Genomic DNA, 23,204 nt, shown 5'->3' with positions numbered 1-23,204 from the left:
CCAGCCAGCACTGATCCCCGTGTGTCGGGGGGGCCCCCCGGCCCCCACACCCGGGGCGGGCGCCGCACGGGGCCCCGCCCCCCCCCCCCCGGGGGGCGGGGCGGGCGCCCCCGCCGGCCCCCGCCCGGCGGGGGGGGGCCGGGGGGCCCCCCCGACACACGGGGATCAGTGCTGGCTGGGGCGGCGCGGTTCACGCCGATCTTCCTGGCCGGCTCGCGTCATACCTTGCGATTCGTCGCCCATCTGCTCCTGTCGCTGTTGCTGCTGCTGCCGCGACATCTGCTTGGGCATTTTCTTAGGCGCTTTCTTGGACTTGTCAGCCATCTCCACACGGTCCTTTCCGAGGGATAGTGTTTCGCCTAACGCGCCTACGATAGCCAGCGGAAATGCGGTGCGATAGAGGTGTTCGGAAAATAGCGTGCGGAGCGGCGCAAATGCGGCGTGTCCATTGTTCGAGTTGGATTCGCCGACAATATTTTCCCGCACATGAAATTGTTCGGAAATCGCCTGCTCGGCCGGGTCTATTCGCCGCGATGATGCCGCTGCGCGCGGCGCAGCAGCTGCCGGATGCCGGCCACCATGCGGGCGCCGTCCAAGGGCTCGGCGATGATCGGGTCGCCGGTGCGGGCGTAGTAGCGCCCGTCCGGGTAGTCCATCCACCAGAACGTGCGTACCGCCGGGGTCGGGCGCGCGTCCACCGCGCCGCCCGCGTACGCGGCGATCTCGCCACAGCCGGAGCGCGGCCGCCGGAACATGCGATCGACCTGCTCTGTCGCGGTCATCGCGCCCTTGCGGTACTCGAAGTGCTCGTCCTCCTCGGCGATCCGTGCCCGGGGGATCTCCAGTGACGCTCGCGTGCCCGGTCCACGTTCGGGCAGCGCCGCGACCGCCGCCGAGGCGACGTCGTCGGCCGTGCCCCACGTTTGTCGAGCAAATTCACCACGGCGCGTTCGCGATCGCGGCGCAATGCGTCGAATTCCTCGATATCGGTACGGAATCGCAGCGGATACGGCAGACGGTCGCGACCGTAGGCCGACCACAGGATGTCGAATTCCTGCCCCGTGAATCTACTGCTGGGCACCGTCGTAGTCCCCGCCGATCACCGGTGGCACCGTTCTGATGTCGCCGATCCCCGTGAGGATCTCGCCGTTCTCCTGATTGACCAGATAGTCGGGGACGCCACGATGCTCGTCGTCGTTCTGCCCGCGACCGCCACCGGCGCCACCCATACCGGGCATGCCCATCATGCCCGCCCGGCCCGCCGTGGCCGCCGCCGCTCGGCCCGCCGCCGCGGCCGCCGCGGGTTGGCCCGTGCCGCTCGGCGCGCCCGTCACCGAGCGACCGGCGCCCGGCGCACCCGGCGATGTGCCGCCCCTGCCGCCGCCCCCGCCGCCGGTACCGCCGCCACCGCGCCCGGTTCCGGGAGTCGTGCCCAGGGGTGTCGCCGTGGCTGGGTTCTGCGCGGACGGATTGGCTGTCGTGGGTGTAGCCGCCTGCGCGGCACTGGGATTCGTCGTGGTCGGTGTCGACGTGGACGCCGCGGTGGTGTCACCGTCGTCGGTCGACGAGGGACTGGTTTCCGGCGAGGAGGTGTCGTCCTCCGTGGCGGTCGGCTCCCCGGATTCCTGCGGTGTCCGGCCGTTGCCCGCGTCCTCGGGTTGCTGCTGTCCGCCGCCGATGCCCGACGTGTCGGTGTTCCCGCCAGAGGGGCCCGAGGTGCCACCGCCCAGGGCGGACGGATCCCCGCCGCCGTCCTCGCTGACGATTTTCGGCGCGGTCGGCATGAACGGCACGTTGGTATCGGATTGGACGGCGACCTGGCCGTACACGGTGCGGAGGATGCGCCGAGCTTCTTCTTCGGCCTCATCGCCCTGGTAGTCCCCGAGCTTGGTCTCGCCGTCGGTCGGGAGAGTCTTGCCGGTCAGCGTCGGCCGCTCGGTGAGTCCGGGCATCAGGGTCTGGGTCTGTTCCAACCCGGTCTTCATCTCCGCGAGTTTGAGGCTGACGGCCAAGGCCGCCGCCGGCAGCGACGCGGACTGCTGCACGTAGTTCCCGACCGCGGTGACAGCCGCGCTGGCGGCCTGACCGTCCCAACCATCCGGTCCCGTACTGACGGCCTCGAAGGCTTTGTTGAAGGCCTGCAGCGTGGTCGACAGGTCGGTACTGATCTTCGACCACGCCTCCGACGCGCCTTGCACAGTGCTCGGCTTCATCGCCGAGACAGCGCTCTGCATTTCGGCCAAGGACATGTGGTCGTAACTGTCGTCGTAGCCGCTGAGATGGTTGGGCTGAGTCTCACCGGCGAAGATCGTCGACAGCTGCGCGAGATGCTGGGTGAGGTAGATGCCGCTGCGCTCTTGGTTCCATAGCTCCTGCGCGGCAATAACTTTGGCTTTGTAGTCTTCGTAGGTCATCAGTTCCCCCCGAGACCATTGAATTGCCCGGCGTTGTAGGTGTCCTGGGCTTGGAAGTTGGCGATTGCCTGGAGGACGACCTCTTTGGCGGTGGTGACAGCTTCGATGTGCTTGCGAATGGTCTCGTCCAGCGCGCGGTCGCCGCCGACGGCAGTCTGGGAGAACTTCTTCTCCAGAATCTTACTCGAATTGAAAGTGCCGAAACCGGTGACGCGTTCAATCTTGACGATCTCGGCGTAGATGTCATCGAGTGCCGCGAGATGGTCGTCGCACACCCGCGCCAGCCCCGCGCCGACCTCCGGGCTGAGTCTGAGCTGTCCTGCCTCTGCTTGACCTTTCAGCCTCGTCCACTCCGTGGGGTCGATGTTGATAGCCACGATTGCGCCCTATGCCGTCGGGACAAATGGCACGAAAGCTTCCGCCAGGCGCCGAACCTCGGCACAGGGGTCACCAGCGGTCTTGACACTGGCCCGATTCGCCACGTCGAACTCGACAACTCCACCCCCGACCTCGATGCTGATATAGCACGTCAGATCGTGCGCCGAACCCGCCGGGCGTGACTGTAAAGCCTTCCGGCCGCCGACAGTCGTGTCCACGAAGTCGGTGTAATCGCTGCGGCTTCTGGCCTCACTCAGTGAGTGCGTCGTCGACGCTGCGGAGAAGTTGTAGGTGTTTGCCGCATCTTTCCAGCCGCAAACCTTCCACCCCTCGAAGTCGACACCCGCAACGTCCTGCTTCTTCGTTGCGGGATTGATCCCCGCCGCCGACAGCGCCGAATCGGGCAACGTGCACGGATCCCAGAGCCCGGCATCAGGATCAGCCGAACTCGTCGGCGCCGTCACCGCCGTGGTCCCCGGCTGTGCTGTCTCTCCCGGTTCGTCGCCCCCGCACCCACCGACCAGCACACCCACCACCGCAACCGCGGGAAGAACCTTCCACCTAGCGCGCATCAGTGTCCCCTCCGTGTACTCCAGCTTCCCCGCCACCGGGACCGACCGGCCCGCGACAACTCTGGCCGATCACTCTACCGGATCCCCCGGAGCCGGGTTTCCGCTGCTAGAAGGCGCATCTTGCGGAGACCGGATCATGGTTCACGATGGCCGGTGTCGCTCGGTCGGGTGCAGCGATACAGCACCGCATCGGCGGGAGAAACACCCCACGAGATCGGGGCAGGCTGAGGGCTGGCGCGGACGGCCGCGTGTCGACGGTGGCTGCCTCTGAGCCGTCGACCCGAGGGCCGCCGGTGCCGGGGTCAGGCGGGTAGAGGGAGGAATTCGACGGTGGTGCCGTCGGGGGCGTTCGGGGGGACGATGACGAGGCCGTCGCGGTCGATGAGGCCGGCGAGGTGGGCGGTGCGGATGTTGGCGTCACCGAGCCAGCCGCCCTCGGGGGCGTGGCGGGCGGGGGTGATGCGCTGGACGGGGCCCGCGATATCGGCGGCGTTGTGCAGGGGGCCGCGGACGGCGCGGGGCGCGGGGGCGCCGGTGCGGGAGGCGACGATGGCGGGGGTGAGGGCCAGCAGGACGGCGATGGCGGCGAAGGGGTTGCCGGGGAGGCCGAGAACTGTTGGGCCGGTGGGGAGTTCGGCGACCACCGTGGAACCGCCGGGGCGCATGGCCAAGCGCGGGACGACGACGCGGGCCTGCGCGCGGGCGAGGGCGGTGCGGAGCTGGTCGGCGGCGCCCCCGCCGGTCGCGCCGACGACCAGCAGCAGGTCGAAACCAGAAGTGGCGGTGAGCATGTCGTCGAAGCCGTGGGCGGTGTCGCGCAGGTGGACGCGGTCGACCACCTGGACGCCGAGGCCGGTCAGCAGGTCGGGCAGGACGGGGCCGATCGAGTCGCGGGTCTGACCGGTCTGCAGCGGGCCGGTGCTGCGGATCTCGTCGCCGGTCATCACGATGCGGGCCCGCACCGGGCCGCGGACCAGCGCGGACGTGACTTCGACGGAGGCGGCCGCCGAACGCAGCGCGGTGCTCACCCTGGTGCCTGCCGGGGCGAGGAGGTCGCCGACCATCTGGTCCTCGCCGCGGCGGCGGATGTCGCCGCGCACCGGGGTGTCGGGGCGGCGGGCCAGGGTGTCGCCGGTGACGGCGGCGAACTCGTCGCGCAGCACCGCGGTGGTGCCGTCGGGGACGTGCGCGCCGGTCGCGATCCGCACCGCCTCACCGGGCAGCAGGCCGACCGGCCGTGCGCCACCGGCGAATCCGATGTCGCGGCGCAGCTGCCACGGACCGTCGCCGCACACGGCGTAGCCGTCCATCGCCGAGACGTCGAAGCGGGGCAGCGCGCCGGCGGCGACGAGCGGCGCGGCGAGCGCGGCGCCGGGGACCTCGCCCAGATCGGCCTCGTAGGGAACGAGCGCGGTGAGGCCCGCGCCGATGCGCTCCCTGGCCTCGGCGAGGGTGAGCGGGGTCGCGGCGACGGACTCGCGGGCCCGTCGCACGGCCTCCTCGGTATCGCAGTCGGCGGTGCCGGGCAGCTCGACCAGGGTGGTCTCGGTGGGCACGATCGCCTTCATCGGCTGGTTCACCAGGGCGTCCAGCCCGGCCAGGGCGGCCGTGAGCGCCTCCCGCTGCCAGACGCCGACGAGATATTGGGGCCGACCGGAACTGTCGATCGCGAAGACGGCGTCGGTGGTGGATTCGGTTGCCCGGAGCAACAATTCGCGGACGGCGTCGGCGGTGAGGAACGGCATGTCGGCGGCCAGCACCACGATCCACGGCGCCGTGCCCGCGCCGAGCGCGGTGAGCCCGGTGCCGATCGCGGCCACCGGTCCCGACCCCGGCGGCACCTCGCGGACCTGCTTGATCCGGGTATCGAGCTCGGGCCGATGCGGGCCGACCACCACGATCTCGCCGCACTCGCGCACCGCGTCCAGCGCGGCGTCGAGCATGGACCGGCCCCCGATCACGATCGCGGGTTTGTCGACCCCGCCCATCCGGCTGGCGCGGCCACCCGCGAGCACGATCGCGTCGGCGGCGGTCATCGGATTCGGCGTAGGGTTGTCGGCACGAATGTCATGCTAGCGGGGTGTGACATCGCTGTTCGAGCGTCGGGGAACGGCGGCGTCGGCTCGGCGTGTGGTCATTTGTTCGGCGAGGGGTGTGCATGTCCGGGGCAGGTCGTGGATCGGGGCAGCCGACGATGGTCGGTGACGTGTTCCGGGGGATCCTCGTCGTTGTCGTGACGATCGGCGGTTTGTGGGGCGCGCTCGGCGTCGTCGTCGGGCTCGTGGAGCGCGATATGGCGATCCTGGGTGTGTACGTCGTGTGGTCGTTGGTGTTCGCGATCCTCGGCGTGCTGGTGTTCTGGTGGATCAAGGTGTCGCGCACGCCGGGCCGGCGTGGGGTGAATCATGGTGGCGCGGCGGGGTTTTCTCCTGTCGTTCGCCCCGGTGCCGCCCCCGACCGGCGCCTGCGCGAGCTGCCCGGCGGCCACGATCGATGGGCGGCGGGACGCGGCCCCGCGTCCGGTGGTCCGCGATCGGTTCCGTCGCAGGGTGCGGCGCCTGGTGATCGGCAGCCGGCATCGCCACCCGGCTCGGGTGCGCGACCGGCGTCCGGTCCCGGCCGCGTCCCCAGCGGTCCGCAGCCGCTACCTCCTGGGGGGTCGTTTCCCGCGTACGGAACGGGGCCGGGGCATCGGCGACCGGCGCCCACGAACGGCCCCGCGGCCGAGGATCGTGGCGGCTTCCCTCGGCCCGTCGACCGCGGTTCGGCCACGACCCGGGCGTCGGTGCCCTCGTCGCAGGCCGACGCGCGCGCACCGCTGACACCGCCCGCCGTGCACTCGCCGTCGGCGGAAACCCAGGCGGACAATCTGTTTCGGCGTCCGCTCACCCCACCCGCACGACCGGTCGCCCCGTCGGACCCCACCGTGGCGGGCGGTACCCCACCCGTCGCCCCCTCGGATCCGACGATCCGCCGCCCCTTCCCCGACGACGCGCCGCCCGGGCCACGAGACCGGTGATCGCCCGACCGGTCAGAGGCGGGCGATACGGAGGTCGACGCGGCCGTCGATGATCGGGACGCCCTCTTCGGCGAGGAGGCGGAGCTGGCGGGTGGCCAGGTGCGCGGCGGGCCGGCCGGACGCGCCGATCACGCGATGCCAGGGGAGGTCCGCGGAATCGGTGCGCATGATCCAGCCGACGGTCCGCGCCGAAGACAGGCCGGCCGCCTGCGCGATGTCGCCGTAGGTCGCGACGCGGCCGGGCGGGATCGCGGCGACGAACGCGCGCACCCGCTCGACCTGTTCCTCGGTGGTGGCCGCCACGGCTACAGGAACGCGGCGATCAGGGCGGCCGACTCGGCGGGGCGGGCCTGGGCGACCATGTGATCGCAGTCCCAGACCTCGACGGTGAGCCGGTCACCGAGGTGATCCGACAGCGCGCTCAGGAACTCGGCCGTCACATAGGGCGGGTCCACCTTGGCGGCGCGCACGAGGACCGTCGGCAGGTCGGCGGGCGGCAGCGCGAACGGGCGCGCCAGCTGACCCCAGTACGAGGTGATCGCGGGCTGGAAGATCCGCCAGCCCACCCGGCCGCCGTCGGTCGGCACCAGGTGCTCGGTGAGCTCGCGCTCGAGGGCCGCGGGGTCGACCTCGTCGGGGCTCCACGCGCTGTGCTGTTTGTCGGACCGCGCCTCGGCGACATCGGTGTAGTCGGGGGAGGCGAGATTGGCGAGCGCGACCTCCTCGATGAGTTTCGGGTCGATGCCGATCGCCGGGTCGAGCATGACCAGCGCCCGGACCAGCTCCGGATGCCGCCGCGCCAGATGGATGCCGACCGCGCCGCCGAAGGAGTGTCCGGCCACGACGACCGGACCGTCGGTCTCCGCCCGCACCAGGGCGGCGACGTCGGCGACGAGCGTCTCGAAGTCCCACGGCGGGAGGGAGGTGGAGCGGCCGTGTCCACGCAGGTCGGGAGCGATCACCCGGGCCTGCGGGAGGTGCTCGGTGGCCAGGGTTTCCCAGCGGTTGCCGTGGCCGGTGAGGCCGTGCAGGGCGAGGACGACGGGACCGTCGGCGGGGCCGAAGCGATGTACATGCAGCGGAGACACGAGTGCCATTCTGGCCGGTCGCGCTCCCTCGCGCAGCGGGTACTCCGGGCGGGGTGTCCTGGCGTGTCGTACTGGTCTGTTGCAATAGCCGATGTGGTGCGATCGGATAGCTCGGTGCGACTCGTGCGCCGGACGACGCGGGCGCCCCGGCCGCGGGCCTGGGGCGCCGCTGTTCGCGCGCTGTTCGCCGAGCAGGCCGCACCCGCGCCGCCACGGCCGGGCTGGCGGCCGTGGCAGGTGCTCGGCGGACCCGGAACCGGCAAGACCGCGCTGCTCGTCGACCTGGTGACCGCCCGGATCACCGACGGCGCAGATCCGGCCTCGATCCTGGTCCTCACCCACACCAAGCAGGCGGCGGCCGCCCTGCGCGACGCCGTCACCACCCAGCTCGGCGCGCACGCGGGCGGTGTCCCCGGCGCCAGCACCGAACCCATGGTGCGGACCCTGCACTCCTACGCGTTCTCGGTCCTGCGCCGCCATGCCGACCTGCACGGCAACCCGCCGCCGCGCCTGCTCACCGGCGCCGAACAGGACGCGGTACTGCGGGAGATGCTGCGCGGCGACCTCGCCGACATCGAGGCGGGGGCGCGCGGACTGTGGCCGCCCCGGCTGCAGCCCGCGCTGGCGCTGGGCGGATTCGCCGAACAGCTGCGCGACCTGATGCTGCGGACCACCGAGCGCGGACTCGGACCGGAAGACCTGATGGCGCTGGGCCGCGAACACGACAACGACGCGTGGGTGGCGGCGGGCCGCTTCTTCCAGCGATACGAAGAGGCGTCGATGCTGCGCTGGTCGGTGGGTGTCGCGGCGCCGGAGGCCACCGCGCCCGCGCTCGACGCCGCCGAACTGGTCGGCGCCGCCCTGGACGCGCTCGCCGGTGATCGCAATCTCCTCGCCGCCGAACGCGACCGTACGAGGTATCTGCTCGTCGACGACGCCCAGCACCTCGATCCGCAGGCGGCCACCCTGGTGCGCGCCATCGGCAGCGGCAGCGCGAGCACGGTGATCACCGGTGACCCGGACCAGGCCGTGTTCACCTTTCGCGGCGCCGACGCCGCCTTCCTCACCGGCCTCGACACCCTGCCGCAGCGCCGGATCACGTTGCGGCACAACTACCGCAGCGGCGGGCCGATCCGGTTGGCGACCGCCCGCATCGCCGCCCGACTGCCCGGCTCCGCACGTCATCGGGTCCTGCCGGGTCACGAGAACGAACCGCCGCCCGCCGCGGAAGCGCTGCCGGGGCCCGACGTCGAGTTCGACCTGTTCGCGCACCCGGAGGATCCGGTGATCGAAACGCGGGCGGCTTCGGTCCACGTCGCACGCGCGAGTGATCCGGCCGCCGGCCACTCTGTCGATCCGATGTCGCGCCGAGCCGATGTGGCGGCGGACAACGATGCCGCGCCTGAACCCGGTGACGTGCCGGAGGCGAGTGTGCGGGTGCGGGTGCTCGCCACCGCGGCCAAGGAGGCGGCGCTGATCGCCGACCACCTGCGCCGGGCGCATCTGACCGACGGGGTCCCGTGGTCGGAGATGGCGGTGATCGTGCGGTCGGTGCCGTTGTCGCTGGCGCCACTGCGGCGGGCCCTGCTGGCGGCGGGAGTGCCGGTGCGCAGGCCGGCGGTGGCCGAGCCGCTGGCCCGGCGACGCGGTGCGGCGTGGATGGTGCTCGCGCTGCGGGTGCTGCTGGCGGGCGACCCCTCGCGGCCGGGTTCGCGCCGGGCCATCGACGCCATGTTCTCGCCCGAGGACGCCATGGATCTGCTCTCCGGCCCGCTCGGCGGCGCCGACCAGATCGCCCTGCGCCGCCTGCGCCGCGGCATCCGGCGCACCGTGCTCGATCTCGAACGCACCGCCGTGCGCGCCGAATCGGCCGGCGACGCCGACCAGTTCCTGCTCTGGGACGAAGCGCCGCCCCTGCCGGAAATGCCTGAGCCCGAACCGGATCCGATCGGCGACGAGTGGCTGCCGCCGGTCCCCGATCCCGAGGACCCGCTGCGCCCCGAACCCGAACCGGACTGGGACATCGCCGAACGTCTCCCCGACGACATCGACATCCTGGACGCCGAGCCCCTCCCCGGCGCGGCCGAGGCCGCCGGTCCACCGCGTCCCGAACCCGAACCGCCCGCGATCCCGCTGATCGACCAGTCCTCGGCCGAAGTGCTGCGCGACCTCATCGTCGGCGTCGGCGAGAACCGGTTGCTCGACGGGCTCACCGAGGTGGAAGCCGCACCGCTGCACCGTGTTCTGCGTGCCGTGGGCAAGGCCAGGGAGACCCAGGCGCGCGGGCAGGGCCTCGAAGACGTGCTGTGGACGCTGTGGACCAGTTCCCGGCTGGAGCGCCGCTGGTTCCGGCAGTCCCGGCGCGGCGGCGCCGCCGGCATGCAGGCCGACCGTGACCTCGACGCCGCCGTCGAACTGTTCGACGCCGCGGCCGCCTACGTCGACCGGCTGCCGCGTGCGAGCATCGACGGGTTCGTCGAATACCTGCTGCACCAGCAGATTCCGCAGCAGGGCAGGCCGCTGGCCGCCGAGGGCGAGGCGGTGTCGCTGCTCAGCGCGCATGCCGCCGCGGGCCGTGAGTGGGAGGTGGTCGCGGTCGCGGCCGTGCAGGAGGGCATCTGGCCCAATCCGCGGGCGCGGGGCACCCTGCTGCACACCGAGGACCTCGTCGACCTGGTCGCCGGCGTCGATCCCGGCGCGACGACGAGCCGGGCCGCGCCGATCCTCGCCGAGGAGCGCAGGCTGCTGCTCGTCGCCTGCAGCCGGGCCCGCACCTCGCTGCTGGTCACCGCCGTCGAATCCGCCGCGGGCGACCAGGATCTGGTGCCCTCGCGCTTCCTCACCGAACTGCTCGGCGAGGACGACAACGGCGAACCCGGCGCGCTTCCCGTCGCCGATCCGGGCCGGGCCCTGGTGATGCACGCCCTGGTCGCCGAACTGCGCGGTGTGGTCTGCGATCTCACCACCGCCGCCGACCGGCGCGAGCGCGCCGCCCGGCAACTGGCCCGCCTCGCCGACGCCGGTGTCCCCGGCACCGATCCCGCCGACTGGTACGGCACCGCCGACCTCAGCTCCGAGCGGGAACTGTGGGAGGACGACGACGCGCCGATCGGGCTGTCCCCCTCGACGGTCGAACTGCTGCGCAGCTGCCCGCTGCGCTGGGCGCTGGAAAGGCACGGCGGCACCGACGGCGACAACCCGCACGCCGTCAAGGGCAATCTCGTGCACACCCTCGTGCAGGCGCTGGCCGGTGACGTGCCGGAGCCCCAGGTCCGCGCCGCCCTCGAACAGGCGTGGAAGACCGTCGATCCAGCGACCGGCTGGCATTCGCGACAGGAACTGCGCCGCACCGAGGCCATGCTGGAGACCTTCCTGGCGTGGATCCGGAACACGCGCGGCGAGCTCACCCAGGCCGGGGTCGAGGTGCCGGTGGACTGCGTGCTGCCCGCGCGGGCCGAGGGGGAGCGGGCCGTACGGATCCGCGGGCGGATCGACCGGCTGGAACGCGACGCGCAGGGCCGGTTCGTGATCGTCGACGTGAAGACCGGCAAGAACCCGGTGTCGGCGAAATCGGTCGACGAGCACGCGCAGCTGGCCACCTATCAGGTCGCGGCCGCGCACGGGGCGCTCGGCGAGGACGACAGCGCCGAACCGGGCGGCGCGCGGCTGGTGTACGTCGCCAAGCCGAGCACCAAGACCGGCGCCACCGAACGCGCCCAGACCGCGCTGGACGCCGAGGGCCTCGACATCTGGCGCGACACCATCCACGACGCCGCCGAGGCCACCAGGGGGCCGGGGTATCTGGCCGTGCGCAACGACGGGTGCAGGCACTGCCCCGTCGCGGGCAGTTGCCCTGTGCAGGACACCGGACGGCAGGTGACCGACGAGTGAGCGGCGTGCGCGTCACCCCGCAACGGCTGGCCGACGCGCTCGGCCTGCCGCCACCGACCGACGAGCAGGCGGCCGTGATCGCCGCGCCGCCGGGCCCCACCCTGGTGGTGGCCGGTGCCGGGGCGGGCAAGACCGAGACGATGGCCGCGCGGGTGGTGTGGATGGTGGCCAATCGGCTGGTCGCGCCCGACGAGGTGCTCGGCCTCACCTTCACGCGGAAAGCCGCCCAGCAGTTGACCTCCCGCATCCGCACCCGCCTGGCCCGGCTCGCCGGCGCGCCGCTGGTCCGCGAGATCGACCCGAGCGGTGCGCTGCGCACCCTGATCTCCGGCGCCGAACCCGAGATCAGCACCTATCACTCCTACGCGGGCAGATTGCTCACCGCCCACGGTCTGCTGCTGCCCGTCGAGCCGTCGGCGGCACTGCTCACCCAGACCCAGCTCTGGCAGCTCGCCCACGAGGTGGTCCGCTCGTGGGACGGCGATCTCGACACCGAACGCACCCCCGTGTCGGTGACCGAGGCGGTGCTCGCGCTCGCGGGGCAGCTCGCCGAGCACCTGGTGGAACCGGAACAGCTCGCCGAGGCGCACGCGGAACTGGAGAAGCTGGTCTACACCCTGCCCGCCGGTCCACGGCAGCGCGGCGGGCCGAGCAAGGCGCTCACCGGGGTGGTCGACGCGCAACGGGAGCGGGTGGCCCTGCTGCCGCTGGTCGGCCAGCTCGCCGAAGCGCTGAACCGCCGTGGCGCACTGGATTTCGGCTCGCAGATGTCGCTGGCCGCGCAGCTGGCCGTCGATCACCCCGAGGTCGCCGAGGCCGAGCGGGCCCGGTTCAAGCTGGTCCTGCTCGACGAGTACCAGGACACCGGGCACGCCCAGCGCGTCCTGCTCTCGGCGCTGTTCGGCGATCCGGACGCGGTGCGACAGCGGCGGCCGCGACCGGTGCGGGTGCGCGGGGCGGCGGCTGTGCCGGCTGCCGACGAGGAAATGCTCTGGTCGCCGAAGCATTTCGAGGCGGGCGCGGACAGCCGACGGGACGACGGCGCGGATCATGCCGTCGACGGAGCCACGGGCAGCGGCCACGCACGGTTGGCGGATGGTGAGTCGGACGAGGCGTCTTCGCGCCGTGCAGTGGAGTCGGAGGGCCTCGACACCGGGTCGCCGACCGTGGGTGGCTCGCCGACACCGGCGCGGGCGGAGACGGCAGAGCATCGGCAAGGCGCGCACGGTGGACCACCGGAGGCAAGTGGCCGTTCGCTCGCGGTGACGGCGGTCGGTGATCCGATGCAGTCGATCTACGGCTGGCGCGGCGCGTCGGCGGCCAACCTGCCCCGCTTCGCCACCGACTTCCCCGCGGCGCCAGGCGTTCCCGCGCCGATCCTGCCGCTGCTGACGAGCTGGCGGAATCCGCCGGAGGCCCTGGCACTGGCGAATCTGGTGGCCGATCCCCTGCGTGTGCGGGCCGAGGCGGCCGGTGGCGCCACGGTGGACGCGTTGCGCGCCAAACCGCAGGCCGACCAGGGCACCGTCGAGTTGGCGCTCACCGAAACCGTGGCGCAGGAACGGGACTGGATCGCCGAGCGGATCGCGGCGGAGTGGGCGGCGGCGCGCGCGGCCGAGCAGGCGCCCCCGACCTCGGCCGTGCTGATCCGGCGCAACGCCGACGCGGCGCCGCTGGCCGAGGCGCTGCGCGAACGGGGCCTGCCGGTCGAAATCGTCGGTCTCGGTGGACTCCTGGCCACGCCGGAGGTCGCCGACATCGTCGCCACCCTGCGCCTGATCGCCGAACCGGGCACCGGCAGCGCGGCGATCCGCATCCTCACCGGCGCCCGCTGGCGCATCGGGGTCGCCGATCTGGCCGCGCTCGCGCGCCGGGCGCGGATGCTGTCGATCGGCAGTCTCTCCGGCGACGCCGCCACCGCCATCACCGATGCCGCGGGCCTGGCGAGCGCGCTGCGCGAGGTCGCGCCGGAACCCACCGAGCAGGCGGGCCTGGCCGATGCCATCGCCGATCCCGGTGCGCCGGACCAGTATTCGGAGTCGGGATACGCCCGCATCGTCGCGCTCGGCGAGGAACTGGCCGCGCTGCGCGAACGCAGCGGTCAGCCACTGGTCGAACTCGTCGCCGACGTCGAACGCACCATCGGGGTCGGGGTGGAGACCCAGACCCGGCGCGCCATCGCCGGCGGCGGCGCGGGCCGCGAACACCTCGACGCCTTCGCCGAGGTGGTGGCCGGATACGCGGCCGACGCGCGGGGTTCGCTGAGCGGGCTGCTGGCCTTCTTCACCGCCGCCGAATCCGTCGAGAACGGTTTGGAGCCGGGCGAAGTGGAGGTCGCGCGCGACCGCGTGCAGGTGCTCACCGTGCACGCGGCCAAAGGCCTGGAATGGGAGGTCGTCGCGGTGCCGCACGTGAGCGCGACGGTGTTCCCCTCGACCACGGCGCTGAGTACCTGGCTCGGCGCGCTCACCGAGCTGCCCACCTCGCTGCGCGGTGACCGCGCCCAGCCCGACGCCTCGGAGGGCGTGCCGGTCCTCGACCTGAGCGGCGTCGGTGATCGCGCCGAACTGGAACGCGCCATCGCCGAGCACAAGGACGCGCTCAAGAGCCGCAGGCTCGACGAGGAACGCCGCCTCTTCTACGTCGCTCTCACCAGAACCGAACGGGTCCTGCTGGTCTCGGCCTACTACTGGCCCGAGACCGGCACCTCGCAGAAGGGGCCGTCGGAGTTCCTGCTCGACCTGAAGCAGGCCAACGAAGACCCCGGCAGCCCCGCCTTCGGTGTCGCCACCATCGCGCGGTGGGACGATCCGCCGCCACCCGACGCCGTCAACCCGTTCGCCGACAACCCGCCCACCGCCCAGTGGCCACGCGATCCGCTCGGCGCGCGCCGCGACCCGATCGAACAGGGCGCCGCCCTCGTCCGCGCGGCACTCGACGACTTGCGTTCTCGTCCCACCGAACCCGAGGACGACGACGCGGACGACCCAGAGGGCTGGGCCACCGACGTCGACGCGTTGCTCGCCGAGTTCACCGCCGCCGAACTCGCCGACCAGCAGGTGGAGCTGCCCGGCCAGCTGCCGGCGACAGCACTGGTCGAACTGCGCGCCGACCCCACCCGGCTGGCCGCCCGCCTGCGCCGTCCGCTGCCGTACCCGCCGAATCCGATGGCCCGGCGCGGCACCGCCTTCCACGCCTGGGTGCAGTCCTGGTTCGGCACCGAACAGCTGCTCGGACTCGACGAACTGCCCGGCGCCGCCGACAGCGCCACCGAACTCGGCCGCGCCGACCGGGAACTCGCCGCCATGCAGGCCGCCTTCCGCCGCTCGCCCTGGGCACAGCGCAGTCCGATCGATGTGGAGGTGCCGTTCGAGACCAGCATCGCGGGCACCGTCATCCGCGGCCGGATGGACGCGGTCTTCGCCGAACCGGGCGGCAGGTGGATCGTCGTCGACTGGAAGACCGGCGCCGAGCCCGGTCCCGCCGACGAGGCGGCCGTCGCCGTGCAGCTGGCCGTCTACCGGCTGGCCTGGGCGCGGCTGATGGCCACGCGCATCGGCACCACCGAGGACCAGATGCTCCAACGGGTCGGCGCGGCGTTCCACTACGTGCGCTCCGGCCGCACCATCGCCCCGGCCGACCTGGCCGGTCCACGAGAGCTGGAACAGCTGATCCGCGACGCCGCTCCCGCCCCGGATGTCGAGTGAGCCGGACGGGCTCACACGCAGTAGGCTCCCCGGTTGTGCCGGAGCCTGTCGAATCGGCGCCGGGCCGAGCGAGAGGAGGGGCGATGTTCGGGGGTAGACGCACTCCGATCGGGCTCAGCAGCAGCCCGGACTACGCACTGGTCGGACTGTTGCGGATTCCCGCGACGCAGATCAGCCCATGGGTCTCGCTCACCCGCCGGGTCCTGTTCGCGATCCTGCTGTTGTTCACAGCCGCGACCGTGGTGTACATCGGTCGTGACGGCTACCACGACAACACCGAGAACGAGCTGTCGTTCCTCGACGCGATGTACTACGCCACCGTCTCGCTGTCGACCACGGGATACGGCGACATCGCCCCGGTCACCCCGTCGGCCCGGCTGATCAACACGATCGTCATCACCCCCCTGCGTGTCCTGTTCCTGATCGTGCTCGTCGGCACCACCCTCAGCGTGCTCACCGAGCGGTCGCGGCAGGCGTTCAAGATTCAGCGATGGAGGCACACCGTGCGCAATCACACCGTCGTCGTCGGTTACGGCACCAAGGGACGCACCGCCATCGACGCCATGCTCGGTGACGGGGTGGCGCAGTCCGACATCGTGGTCGTCGACACCGACGCCGTCGCGCTCGAGGCGGCGGCCAGCGCGGGACTGGTCACCGTGCACGGCTCGGCGACCAAATCCGATGTGCTGCGGCTGACCGGGGTGCAGCGGGCGGCCTCGGTCATCGTGGCGACCAACCGCGACGACACCGCCACCCTGGTGACGCTCACCGCGCGCGAACTGAACAAGACCGCCAAGATCGTCGTCGCCATCCGCGAGGCGGAGAACACCCATCTGGTGCGCCAGTCCGGTGCCGACTCGGTCGTGGTGTCGTCGGAGACCGCGGGCCGCCTGCTCGGCATCGCCACCACCACACCGACCGTCGTGGAGATGATGGAGGACCTGCTCACCCCCGAACAGGGCTTCGCCGTCGCCGAACGCGATGTCGAACCGGGCGAGGTCGGTGGCTCGCCGCGGCATCTGAGCGAGATCGTGCTGGGTGTCGTCCGCGACGGCGACCTGATCCGGGTCGGCGAACCCGAGGTCGACGCGCTCGAGGCGGGCGACAAACTGCTCTACATCCGGCGCAGCGCCAAGTAGTGCCGCGACGCGAGGATCGCGACAGGGCTACGCTCGACGGTGTGTCGTTCCGGCTGAAAGATGTTCCGCTGCTGTCGCGTTCCACCATCGATCGAGCCGAGCACGTGCGGCTCGATCCCGAGGCCCTGCGTATCGGCTGGGCGAAAGCGCGGGTCCTGCGCGTCGACCCGCGCGGGCGGGTCCGGGTCGAGGACAGCGCGGTCGTTCTCGACGCGGCGCTGTCGGTCGCCGAAGAGCCGGGTCCCGGCGCGGTGTTCCTCGGCGTCGTCGAGGACGCCCACCTGTGGGCCGTGCGCACGCCCGAACTCGACGGGGTCCTGAAGGATCTGCGCACGCTCGGCGCCGTCGACGACTTCACCGCCGACCTGCTCGCGACCGCCTACGCCCTGCTGAACTGGCACGAACGCGCGGCCTTCCACGGCGGCGACGGCACCCAGACCACCGTGTCCAGGGGCGGCTGGTCCCGGCTCACCGCCGCGGGCGACGAGGAGTTCCCGCGCATCGACCCGGCGATCATCTGCCTCGTCCACGACGGGGCGGACCGGGTGCTGCTCGCCCGCCAGCACACCTGGCCAGCGACGATGTTCTCGCTGCTGGCGGGATTCGTCGAGGTGGGCGAATCGCTCGAGCACTGCGTCGAGCGCGAGATCCGCGAGGAGGTGGGCGTCGACGTCAGCGAGATCCACTACCTCGGCAGCCAGCCGTGGCCGTTCCCGCGCTCGCTCATGGTCGGCTTCGCCGCCGTCGGCGACCCGGCGCAGGAGCTGGTGTTCTCCGACGGCGAGATCGCCGAGGCGCACTGGTTCACCCGCGACGAGGTCCGCGCGGCGCTGCACGCGGGGGACTGGTCGGCGCGCGAGTCCGGCGCCCGCCTCCTGGTCCCCGGCTCCATCTCGATCGCGCGCACGATCATCGAGAGCTGGGCGCAGTAGCGTCCCGGCTCAGGCCTGCGCGGCGAGCGCCTGCTTGACCTGGGCCAGCGACGGGTTGGTTGCGGTCGAGCCGTCGCGGTACTTGATCGTCGGGACGACGTGGTTGCCGTTGTTCACGCTGCCGACGAACTCGGCCGAAGCGGGGTCGTCCTCGATGTCGATCACCGTGTAGGTGATGCCCGCCTCGTCGAGCTGGGTCTTGAGGCGACGGCAGTAGCCGCACCAGGTGGTCGAGTACATCGTCAGATCAGTGGTTGCTTCAGTCACGCGATGTGCAACGTCGCGGACGCGTTTCCTGTTCCGGCGGGGCAGGTCGAGGCGCGCCGGACGGCGAGGTCGGCGGCCGTGGGGCCCGGTTGTCGGCGGGCGCTGTCATGATGGTGCCCGTGCCAGCACTCGATCTCACCGCCCTCGACCCGGAACAGGCCGCCGCGGTGCGGGCGCCACGAGGACCGGTGTGTGTGCTCGCCGGCGCGGGGACCGGGAAGACCAGGACCATCACGCACCGGATCGCCCACCTGATCGCGGGCGGGCACGTCAAGGCCGACCAGGTCCTCGCCGTCACCTTCACGGCGCGGGCGGCGGGGGAGATGCGCGGCCGGTTGCGTTCGATGGGTCTGGGCGGTGAGGCCGGGCAGGTCCAGGCCCGCACCTTCCACGCCGCCGCGCTGCGGCAGTTGCGCTACTTCTGGCCGCAGGTGGTCGGTGACGTGCCGTGGCGGTTGCTCGACAGCAAGTTCCCCGTGGTCTCCCAGGCCGCGCACCGCGCCGGGCTCGGCACCTCCACGGAACTCATCCGCGACCTGCTCAGCGAGATCGAGTGGGCCAAGGCCTCGCTGATCGCGCCGGAGGACTATCCCGCCGCGGCCGCCAGGCACCATCGGGACGCGCCGGTGGAGGTCAGCCGGGTCGCGCAGGTGTACGCGGGCTACGAGTCCATGAAGACCTCCGCCGACGGCCTGCTGCTCGATTTCGACGACCTGCTGCTGCACACCGCCGCCGCGCTCGAGGACTATCCGGCCGTCGCCGACGAGTTCCGTGGTCGCTACCGCAGCTTCGTCGTCGACGAGTACCAGGACGTCACCCCACTGCAGCAGCGGGTGCTCGACGCCTGGCTGGGCGAGCGCGACGACCTCACCGTCGTCGGCGACGCCAACCAGACCATCTACTCCTTCACCGGCGCCACCCCGAACTACCTGCTCGACTTCTCCCGCCGGTTCCCCGACGCCACCGTCGTCCGGCTCGAACGCGACTACCGCTCGACGCCGCAGGTGGTGTCACTGGCCAACCGGGTGATCGGTGCCGCGCGCGGCCGCATCGCGGGCACCAGGCTCGCGCTGATCGGCCAGCGGCCCGACGGGCCGGAACCGGAGTTCGCCGAGTACCCCGACGTGCCCGCCGAGGCCGCCGACGTCGCGAACAAGATCAAGAAGCTGATCGCCGCCGGCACCCCCGCCGCCGAGATCGCGGTCCTCTATCGCATCAACGCCCAGTCCGAGCCGTTCGAACAGGCGCTCGGCGCCCGCGACATCCCGTTCCAGGTGCGCGGGGGCGAAGGGTTCTTCCAGCGGGCCGAGGTGCGTCAGGCGGTCCAGGCGCTGCGTCAGGTCGAGGCCCGCGACGACCTGCCCGACGAGGCGCGCAGCGGTGCCGAACTGATCACCCTGGTCCGCGCCGCCCTGGCCCCGGTCGGGCTCACCGCCGAGGAGCCGGCGGGCGCCCAGGCCAAGGAACGCTGGTCCTCGCTGCTCGCGCTGGTACAGCTCACCGAGGAACTGGTCGGCCACGACGAGGAGATCGACCTCACCGGCCTGCTGCGCGAACTCGCCACGCGCGCCGAAGCGAAGCATCCGCCGACCGTCGACGGCGTCACCCTGGCCTCGCTGCACGCGGCCAAGGGCCTGGAGTGGGACGCGGTGTTCCTCGTCGGCGTGAGCGACGGCACGCTGCCCATCCAGCACGTCCTCGGTGACGACGGCAGCCCGTCCGACCAGGCCGGGCTGGAGGAGGAGCGCAGGCTGCTCTACGTCGGGGTCACCCGCGCGCGCGAACACCTCGCCGTGTCGTGGGCGCTGGCCCGCGCCGAGGGCGGACGGCGCTCGCGCAGGCGCTCCCGTTTTCTCAACGGGCTGGTCCCCGACGACTCACCGGCCTCGCGCATCGCCGCCGCCGCGACCGGCCCGAAGGACGCCGACGGCAAGCGGCCGCTGTGCCGGGTCTGCGCCAAACCGCTGATCGGCACCTACGCCACCATGCTCGGCCGGTGCCGCCGCTGCCCCGGCGAAGTCGACCCCCAGCTACTCGCGGCGCTGCAGGAGTGGCGGGCCGAGAAGGCCGAGGTCCTGCGCGTGCGCGACTTCGTGGTGTTCACCGACACCACGCTCACCGCTATCGCCGAACAACTGCCCGCCGACGACGCCGCGCTGGGCGCCATCGCGGGGATCGGCCAGAAGAAGATCGAACAGTACGGCGCCGACGTGCTCGCCATCGTCGCGTCCCGGATGCGGGCTACGACACAAAACCGCAGGTAGAAAATAGGTTGTTCGGTTCTCGATCATTGCCTATGGTGGAGAACACGCACCGAGAGTGATCTCGGCGCGGGTATCTATCAGCACACGAGTTCAGGAGGGAGGCAGTCAGATGAACAGCATCACCGCTTACAACGCGATCGACAATCGCGTTCTGGTGAACGTGTCCGTGGTGTCGGCCTCCCGGGGGGTCCTCGCTCTGCAGGGGACCGGTCTGTCCGGCGTCGATTTCACCACTGTGCCGATGACTGTCGTCCATCAGCACACCCCGATTCGTCTCCAGGACAAGCCCAGCGTGGGTTGGCAGCCGACCGCCGCCGCGGCACCGGCAGCACCCGCCGATGAATTCGGGTTCGCACCCGCATTCGACGGCGCAATCCGCCTCCGTGTCCACCCAGCGACCGTGATCAGGTCTCGACAGAGATGTCGAACTAGGTAGGGAACTCCTCCCAGACCTCCTGGCCACGGATCGCGAGAAGCGAAATCCGTGGCCATTTTCATTCGGCTCCTCAGCCGTTGGCACCGGGTTCGCACACCGAACGAAAAAACCGCTGCAACGAGCTGAAGGAGAACGACGTGTTCACCGCCCAGGACTGGCCGTCGGCCACTACTGACGTGACATGCCGAACCGTGGCGTCCATCCCGTGCCGGGCCGGGAACCCTGATCTGTGGTTCGCCGAGAGCCCGAACGACCTCGAGCAGGCCAAGCAGCTGTGCGCCGCCTGCCCGATCCGCAAGGGCTGCCTGACCGCCGCCATCGATCGCGCCGAGCCGTGGGGTGTGTGGGGCGGTGAGATCTTCGACCAGGGTGTCGTGATCGCCCGCAAGCGCCCGCGTGGTCGGCCGCGTAAGGTCGCGATCCCGGCATGAACGCCGGAAAAGGTTTGTACCGCAAGCGAACCGCTCACCGTGCCTCGGTGAGCGGTTCGTTTTGCTAGGAGGCCTGTTCGGCGCGGAAGCCGGGGACCCAGGTGCGGACCAAGTTCATGAAGCCGAGTTCGGCGTCGAGCTGGGCCAAGATGCCGACCGAGCCGCCGAGGACACGGAAGATCATCAGGTATTCGGCGGGGAGCTGGAGCGCGCGAGCGGTTTTCATCTCGGGGCTGTTGAACTCCGCGGCGGTGCCGGCGACACGCTGCATCCAGGCGCGGGTGAAGTGGAAGGTGTCGGTGCGGATCGGGTCGCTGAACGGGCGCAGGTACGCCGCGATCTCCTCGTGGGTGACCGTGCGGCCCGGGATCACCCAGCCGTGCTCGTAGAGCAGCTCGGTGAGCGCGGCGTGGTCCTCAGCCACGGCCAGCGCCAGCATCCGGCCGAGCACCTCGGGGAAACCGTCGGGCATCGGCGCGCAGGCGCCGAAATCGAGGACGGCGAGCTTGCCGTCGGCCATCACCAGGAAATTGCCGGGATGCGGATCGCTGTGCAGCAGACGGGCCTTCTCGGGGGACGAGAAGTGGAAGGTGCCCATCAGCTCGGCGATCCGGTTGCGTTGGGCCCGTGTGCCTTCGGGATCCTCGTTGCCCGCGGCGATGAGCGCGGAGACGGGAGTGCCCTCGAGCCACTCGGTGACGATCACCTTCGGCGCGCCCGCCACCACGCGCGGGACCACGATCTGCGGGTGTCCGTCGAAGGCGGCGGCGAAGCGGCGCTGATTGGCGGCCTCGGTGCGGTAGTCCAGTTCCTCTTCGGTGCGTTCGGTGATCTCGGCCAGCAGCGGCTTCACATCGGCGCCGGGGATCACCGAGGCGAGCAGCCCGGACATCCGCGACAGCGTCTTCAGATCGGCGCGCAGCGCCTCGTCGGCGCCCGGGTACTGCACCTTCACCGCGACCGGGCGACCGTCCGACCACACCGCGCGGTGCACCTGCCCGATGCTGGCGGAGGCGGCCGGGGTGTCGTCGAAGGACTGGAACCGCTCCCGCCACTTGGTACCGAGCTGCTGGTCGAGTACCCGGTGCACGGTCTCGGCGGGCATCGGCGGCGCGGCGGCCTGCAACTTGGTGAGGGCCTCGCGGTAGTGCTCGCCGAATTCCTCGGGGACCGCGGCTTCCATCACACTCAGGGCCTGCCCGAACTTCATCGCGCCGCCCTTGAGCTCACCGAGGACGGTGAACAGCTGCTCGGCGGCCTTCTGGTTCAGTGTCGCGTTGATCTGCTGCTTGTCACCGCCCACGAGCTTCTTGCCGAACCCGACGGCGGCTCGTCCGGCGATGCCGAGGGGAATTCTGGCCAACTTGGCATTGCGGCTGGAACCGCGGCGCACGATCTCCGACACGCTACCCATCATGGCTGAACCTGGCCGTCGTGTGCCATGGGAATGCTCACACCGCTCATCGGCCCGTCCCCGAACCGGCCGCGGCGAGGGCGCGGCAGCCACAGTCCGGGTGTGGTTGCCACGGCCTTCGCTGCACTTCGTGGGTGTCCAGATCCAGTTCGACGGTCGCGTCGAGCGTGCCGGGACGCCTGCGCGGCGAGCACGCGACGATCGCCTCCAGTTCGCCCATGGCCAAGGCGGTGGTCGCCGCGATCCCGGCCGGCGACGCGTGGCCGGTCCGGCCGAGCAGTTGCGCGGCCAGATGCGGCCAGTCTGCGTCGAAGCCGGTGCGGGTCAGGTCGGCACAGCGCAGACAGCTCGTCTCGCCGGGCAGCACCAGCGGGCCGACGATCCCGACCCCGTCGCGCACCCGGACCTGCAGGTGCGGGATCCGGCGCAGGACCAGGTCCACCGACAGCCGCGGGTCGACCATCAGCGCGTCGGTGAGCACCACCAGATCCGCACCGGCCCCGACCGGCGTCTCGGGCCGGTACTCCCGCGAGCGGGCCGGACGCAATCCCATGCGCCGCACGCCGATCGCCACCGCGTCGGAGAGCGGGCCGAGCCCGTGCACGGTGACGGCGCGGACCCTGCCCTGTTTGCGTTCGGGTTGCAGTAGCAGCCCGGCCTGGTCGATCGCGGTGAGCAGCGCGAGGGTCAGGTCGGGGGGAATGCCGAATTCCCCGGCGCGCCAGATGATCTGCGGGCGGGATTGCAGACCGTCGAGCAACCGGAGGAACGCGAGCACCGTGCCGGTGTCGAGGTCGGTGGTCTCGAGCAGCAGGGCGCGTTCGGGATCCCAGCCCAGTTGCACCGTGCCCGACGGGCGGACCAGCGTGGTCACCCGGGGGTTGAGCATCGGTCCGCGCAGTGGTGTCGTGGTCGTCATGCCCCGAGTATCACCGGCTCGGCAGCGCCGCCGGTTCGCGAAAAGCGGGGTTATCCACAGGTTTTCGGCGTGTCGAAGGTAGTGGCCGCGCCTGTGGACAACTCGGATCCGGCCGGTCGGCGCGGAGTGTCCACCGACTTCGGCGCCGCCGGCGCCGGGTCGCGCCGGGGCGCCGCGGAGGTTTTCCCGGGGGGGGGGGGGGGAGGGGGTGTGGGGTGGTGTTTTGTTGTGGTTTATGGGTGTCGTTATTTTTTTTTGCTGTGGGGGGGTTTTTTTTTTTTGCGTTGGTTTCTTTTGTTAGCGGGTGGGGGGTGGTCTTATGTGTGTGGTTTA

Annotated in this window: 20 protein-coding genes; 8 read left to right on the top strand and 12 right to left on the bottom strand. The window is 71.5% G+C overall.

The genetic code is table 11. The annotated features are described in order from the left end of the window. Positions 1-165 precede the first annotated feature (165 nt). From QH270_RS16285 to QH270_RS16260, 7 genes are all read right to left on the bottom strand, one after another. Positions 166-486 (bottom strand): hypothetical protein, encoded by a 321-nt coding sequence (locus QH270_RS16285; RefSeq protein WP_280342883.1) that lies wholly within the window; start codon positions 484-486, stop codon positions 166-168. 35 nt (positions 487-521) lie between these two features. After that, positions 522-878, bottom strand: coding sequence for an ESX secretion-associated protein EspG (locus QH270_RS16280; RefSeq protein ID WP_348537664.1), 357 nt, complete (start codon positions 876-878; stop codon positions 522-524). Further along, positions 779-1,081, bottom strand: coding sequence for an ESX secretion-associated protein EspG (locus QH270_RS34530; protein ID WP_348537662.1), 303 nt, complete (start codon positions 1,079-1,081; stop codon positions 779-781). The genes QH270_RS16280 and QH270_RS34530 overlap by 100 nt, the downstream gene beginning before the upstream one ends. Next, positions 1,068-2,414: a hypothetical protein gene (locus QH270_RS16275; protein ID WP_280342878.1), complete on the bottom strand. Its 1,347-nt coding sequence runs from the start codon at positions 2,412-2,414 to the stop codon at positions 1,068-1,070. The genes QH270_RS34530 and QH270_RS16275 overlap by 14 nt, the downstream gene beginning before the upstream one ends. Further along, positions 2,414-2,791: a hypothetical protein gene (locus QH270_RS16270; RefSeq protein ID WP_280342876.1), complete on the bottom strand. Its 378-nt coding sequence runs from the start codon at positions 2,789-2,791 to the stop codon at positions 2,414-2,416. Before QH270_RS16270 ends, QH270_RS16275 begins: the two co-directional genes overlap by 1 nt. A 9-nt stretch (positions 2,792-2,800) precedes the next feature. Next, complete coding sequence (locus QH270_RS16265) at positions 2,801-3,325, bottom strand: DUF3558 domain-containing protein (protein ID WP_280342873.1); 525 nt, start codon at positions 3,323-3,325, stop codon at positions 2,801-2,803. 341 nt (positions 3,326-3,666) lie between these two features. Further along, positions 3,667-5,400 carry an NTP transferase domain-containing protein gene (locus tag QH270_RS16260; RefSeq protein ID WP_280342871.1) on the bottom strand — a complete coding sequence of 578 codons (1,734 nt, stop codon included), beginning with the start codon at positions 5,398-5,400 and terminating at the stop codon, positions 3,667-3,669. A 122-nt stretch (positions 5,401-5,522) separates the two neighbouring features. Between QH270_RS16260 and QH270_RS16255 the strand changes: the two genes are divergently transcribed. Beyond that, complete coding sequence (locus tag QH270_RS16255) at positions 5,523-6,383, top strand: hypothetical protein (protein WP_280342868.1); 861 nt, start codon at positions 5,523-5,525, stop codon at positions 6,381-6,383. 12 nt (positions 6,384-6,395) lie between these two features. Here QH270_RS16255 and QH270_RS16250 read toward each other — a convergent pair whose 3' ends face one another. Then, positions 6,396-6,686, bottom strand: a complete 291-nt coding sequence (locus QH270_RS16250) for an MGMT family protein (RefSeq protein WP_280342866.1) — start codon at positions 6,684-6,686, stop codon at positions 6,396-6,398. Positions 6,687-6,688: 2 nt separating this feature from the next. Further along, on the bottom strand, positions 6,689-7,480 hold the full coding sequence (locus tag QH270_RS16245; RefSeq protein ID WP_280342863.1) for an alpha/beta fold hydrolase: 792 nt from the start codon (positions 7,478-7,480) through the stop codon (positions 6,689-6,691). Between the two features lie 87 nt (positions 7,481-7,567). Here QH270_RS16245 and QH270_RS16240 point away from each other — a divergent pair, with 87 nt between their 5' ends. The 4 genes from QH270_RS16240 (at position 7,568) to nudC (ending at position 17,140) form a co-directional block, all read left to right on the top strand. Next, a complete protein-coding gene (locus QH270_RS16240; RefSeq protein ID WP_348537663.1) occupies positions 7,568-11,362 on the top strand; it encodes an ATP-dependent helicase in 3,795 nt (1,264 codons plus the stop codon). Then, on the top strand, positions 11,359-15,069 hold the full coding sequence (locus QH270_RS16235; protein ID WP_280342861.1) for an ATP-dependent helicase: 3,711 nt from the start codon (positions 11,359-11,361) through the stop codon (positions 15,067-15,069). The genes QH270_RS16240 and QH270_RS16235 overlap by 4 nt, the downstream gene beginning before the upstream one ends. A gap of 83 nt (positions 15,070-15,152) precedes the next feature. Beyond that, positions 15,153-16,208 carry a potassium channel family protein gene (locus QH270_RS16230; protein WP_280221223.1) on the top strand — a complete coding sequence of 352 codons (1,056 nt, stop codon included), beginning with the start codon at positions 15,153-15,155 and terminating at the stop codon, positions 16,206-16,208. Between the two features lie 41 nt (positions 16,209-16,249). After that, the gene (gene nudC / locus QH270_RS16225; RefSeq protein WP_280342858.1) at positions 16,250-17,140 is read left to right on the top strand and encodes an NAD(+) diphosphatase; all 891 of its coding nucleotides are present in this window, start codon (positions 16,250-16,252) and stop codon (positions 17,138-17,140) included. Between the two features lie 9 nt (positions 17,141-17,149). Here the strand turns inward: nudC and QH270_RS16220 are convergent, their stop codons facing one another. Next, positions 17,150-17,380 carry a mycoredoxin gene (locus QH270_RS16220; RefSeq protein WP_110036371.1) on the bottom strand — a complete coding sequence of 77 codons (231 nt, stop codon included), beginning with the start codon at positions 17,378-17,380 and terminating at the stop codon, positions 17,150-17,152. A gap of 134 nt (positions 17,381-17,514) precedes the next feature. Between QH270_RS16220 and QH270_RS16215 the strand changes: the two genes are divergently transcribed. From QH270_RS16215 to QH270_RS16205, 3 genes are all read left to right on the top strand, one after another. Next, on the top strand, positions 17,515-19,671 hold the full coding sequence (locus QH270_RS16215; RefSeq protein WP_280342856.1) for an ATP-dependent DNA helicase UvrD2: 2,157 nt from the start codon (positions 17,515-17,517) through the stop codon (positions 19,669-19,671). A gap of 109 nt (positions 19,672-19,780) precedes the next feature. Beyond that, positions 19,781-20,107 (top strand): hypothetical protein, encoded by a 327-nt coding sequence (locus QH270_RS16210; RefSeq protein WP_280342854.1) that lies wholly within the window; start codon positions 19,781-19,783, stop codon positions 20,105-20,107. A gap of 176 nt (positions 20,108-20,283) precedes the next feature. After that, complete coding sequence (locus QH270_RS16205) at positions 20,284-20,538, top strand: WhiB family transcriptional regulator (RefSeq protein WP_186817473.1); 255 nt, start codon at positions 20,284-20,286, stop codon at positions 20,536-20,538. Between the two features lie 64 nt (positions 20,539-20,602). Here QH270_RS16205 and QH270_RS16200 read toward each other — a convergent pair whose 3' ends face one another. Continuing rightward, positions 20,603-21,952, bottom strand: coding sequence for an ABC1 kinase family protein (locus tag QH270_RS16200; protein ID WP_432420372.1), 1,350 nt, complete (start codon positions 21,950-21,952; stop codon positions 20,603-20,605). A gap of 46 nt (positions 21,953-21,998) precedes the next feature. Continuing rightward, positions 21,999-22,871 carry a TOMM precursor leader peptide-binding protein gene (locus QH270_RS16195; protein WP_280342850.1) on the bottom strand — a complete coding sequence of 291 codons (873 nt, stop codon included), beginning with the start codon at positions 22,869-22,871 and terminating at the stop codon, positions 21,999-22,001. Positions 22,872-23,204 lie beyond the last annotated feature (333 nt).

Source organism: Nocardia neocaledoniensis (assembly GCF_029868625.1).
In the GTDB taxonomy this organism is placed as follows: Bacteria; Actinomycetota; Actinomycetes; order Mycobacteriales; family Mycobacteriaceae; genus Nocardia; species Nocardia neocaledoniensis_A.
Note: the sequence above shows the minus strand (reverse complement) of the source record. Positions and strands in the feature narration are given on the sequence as shown.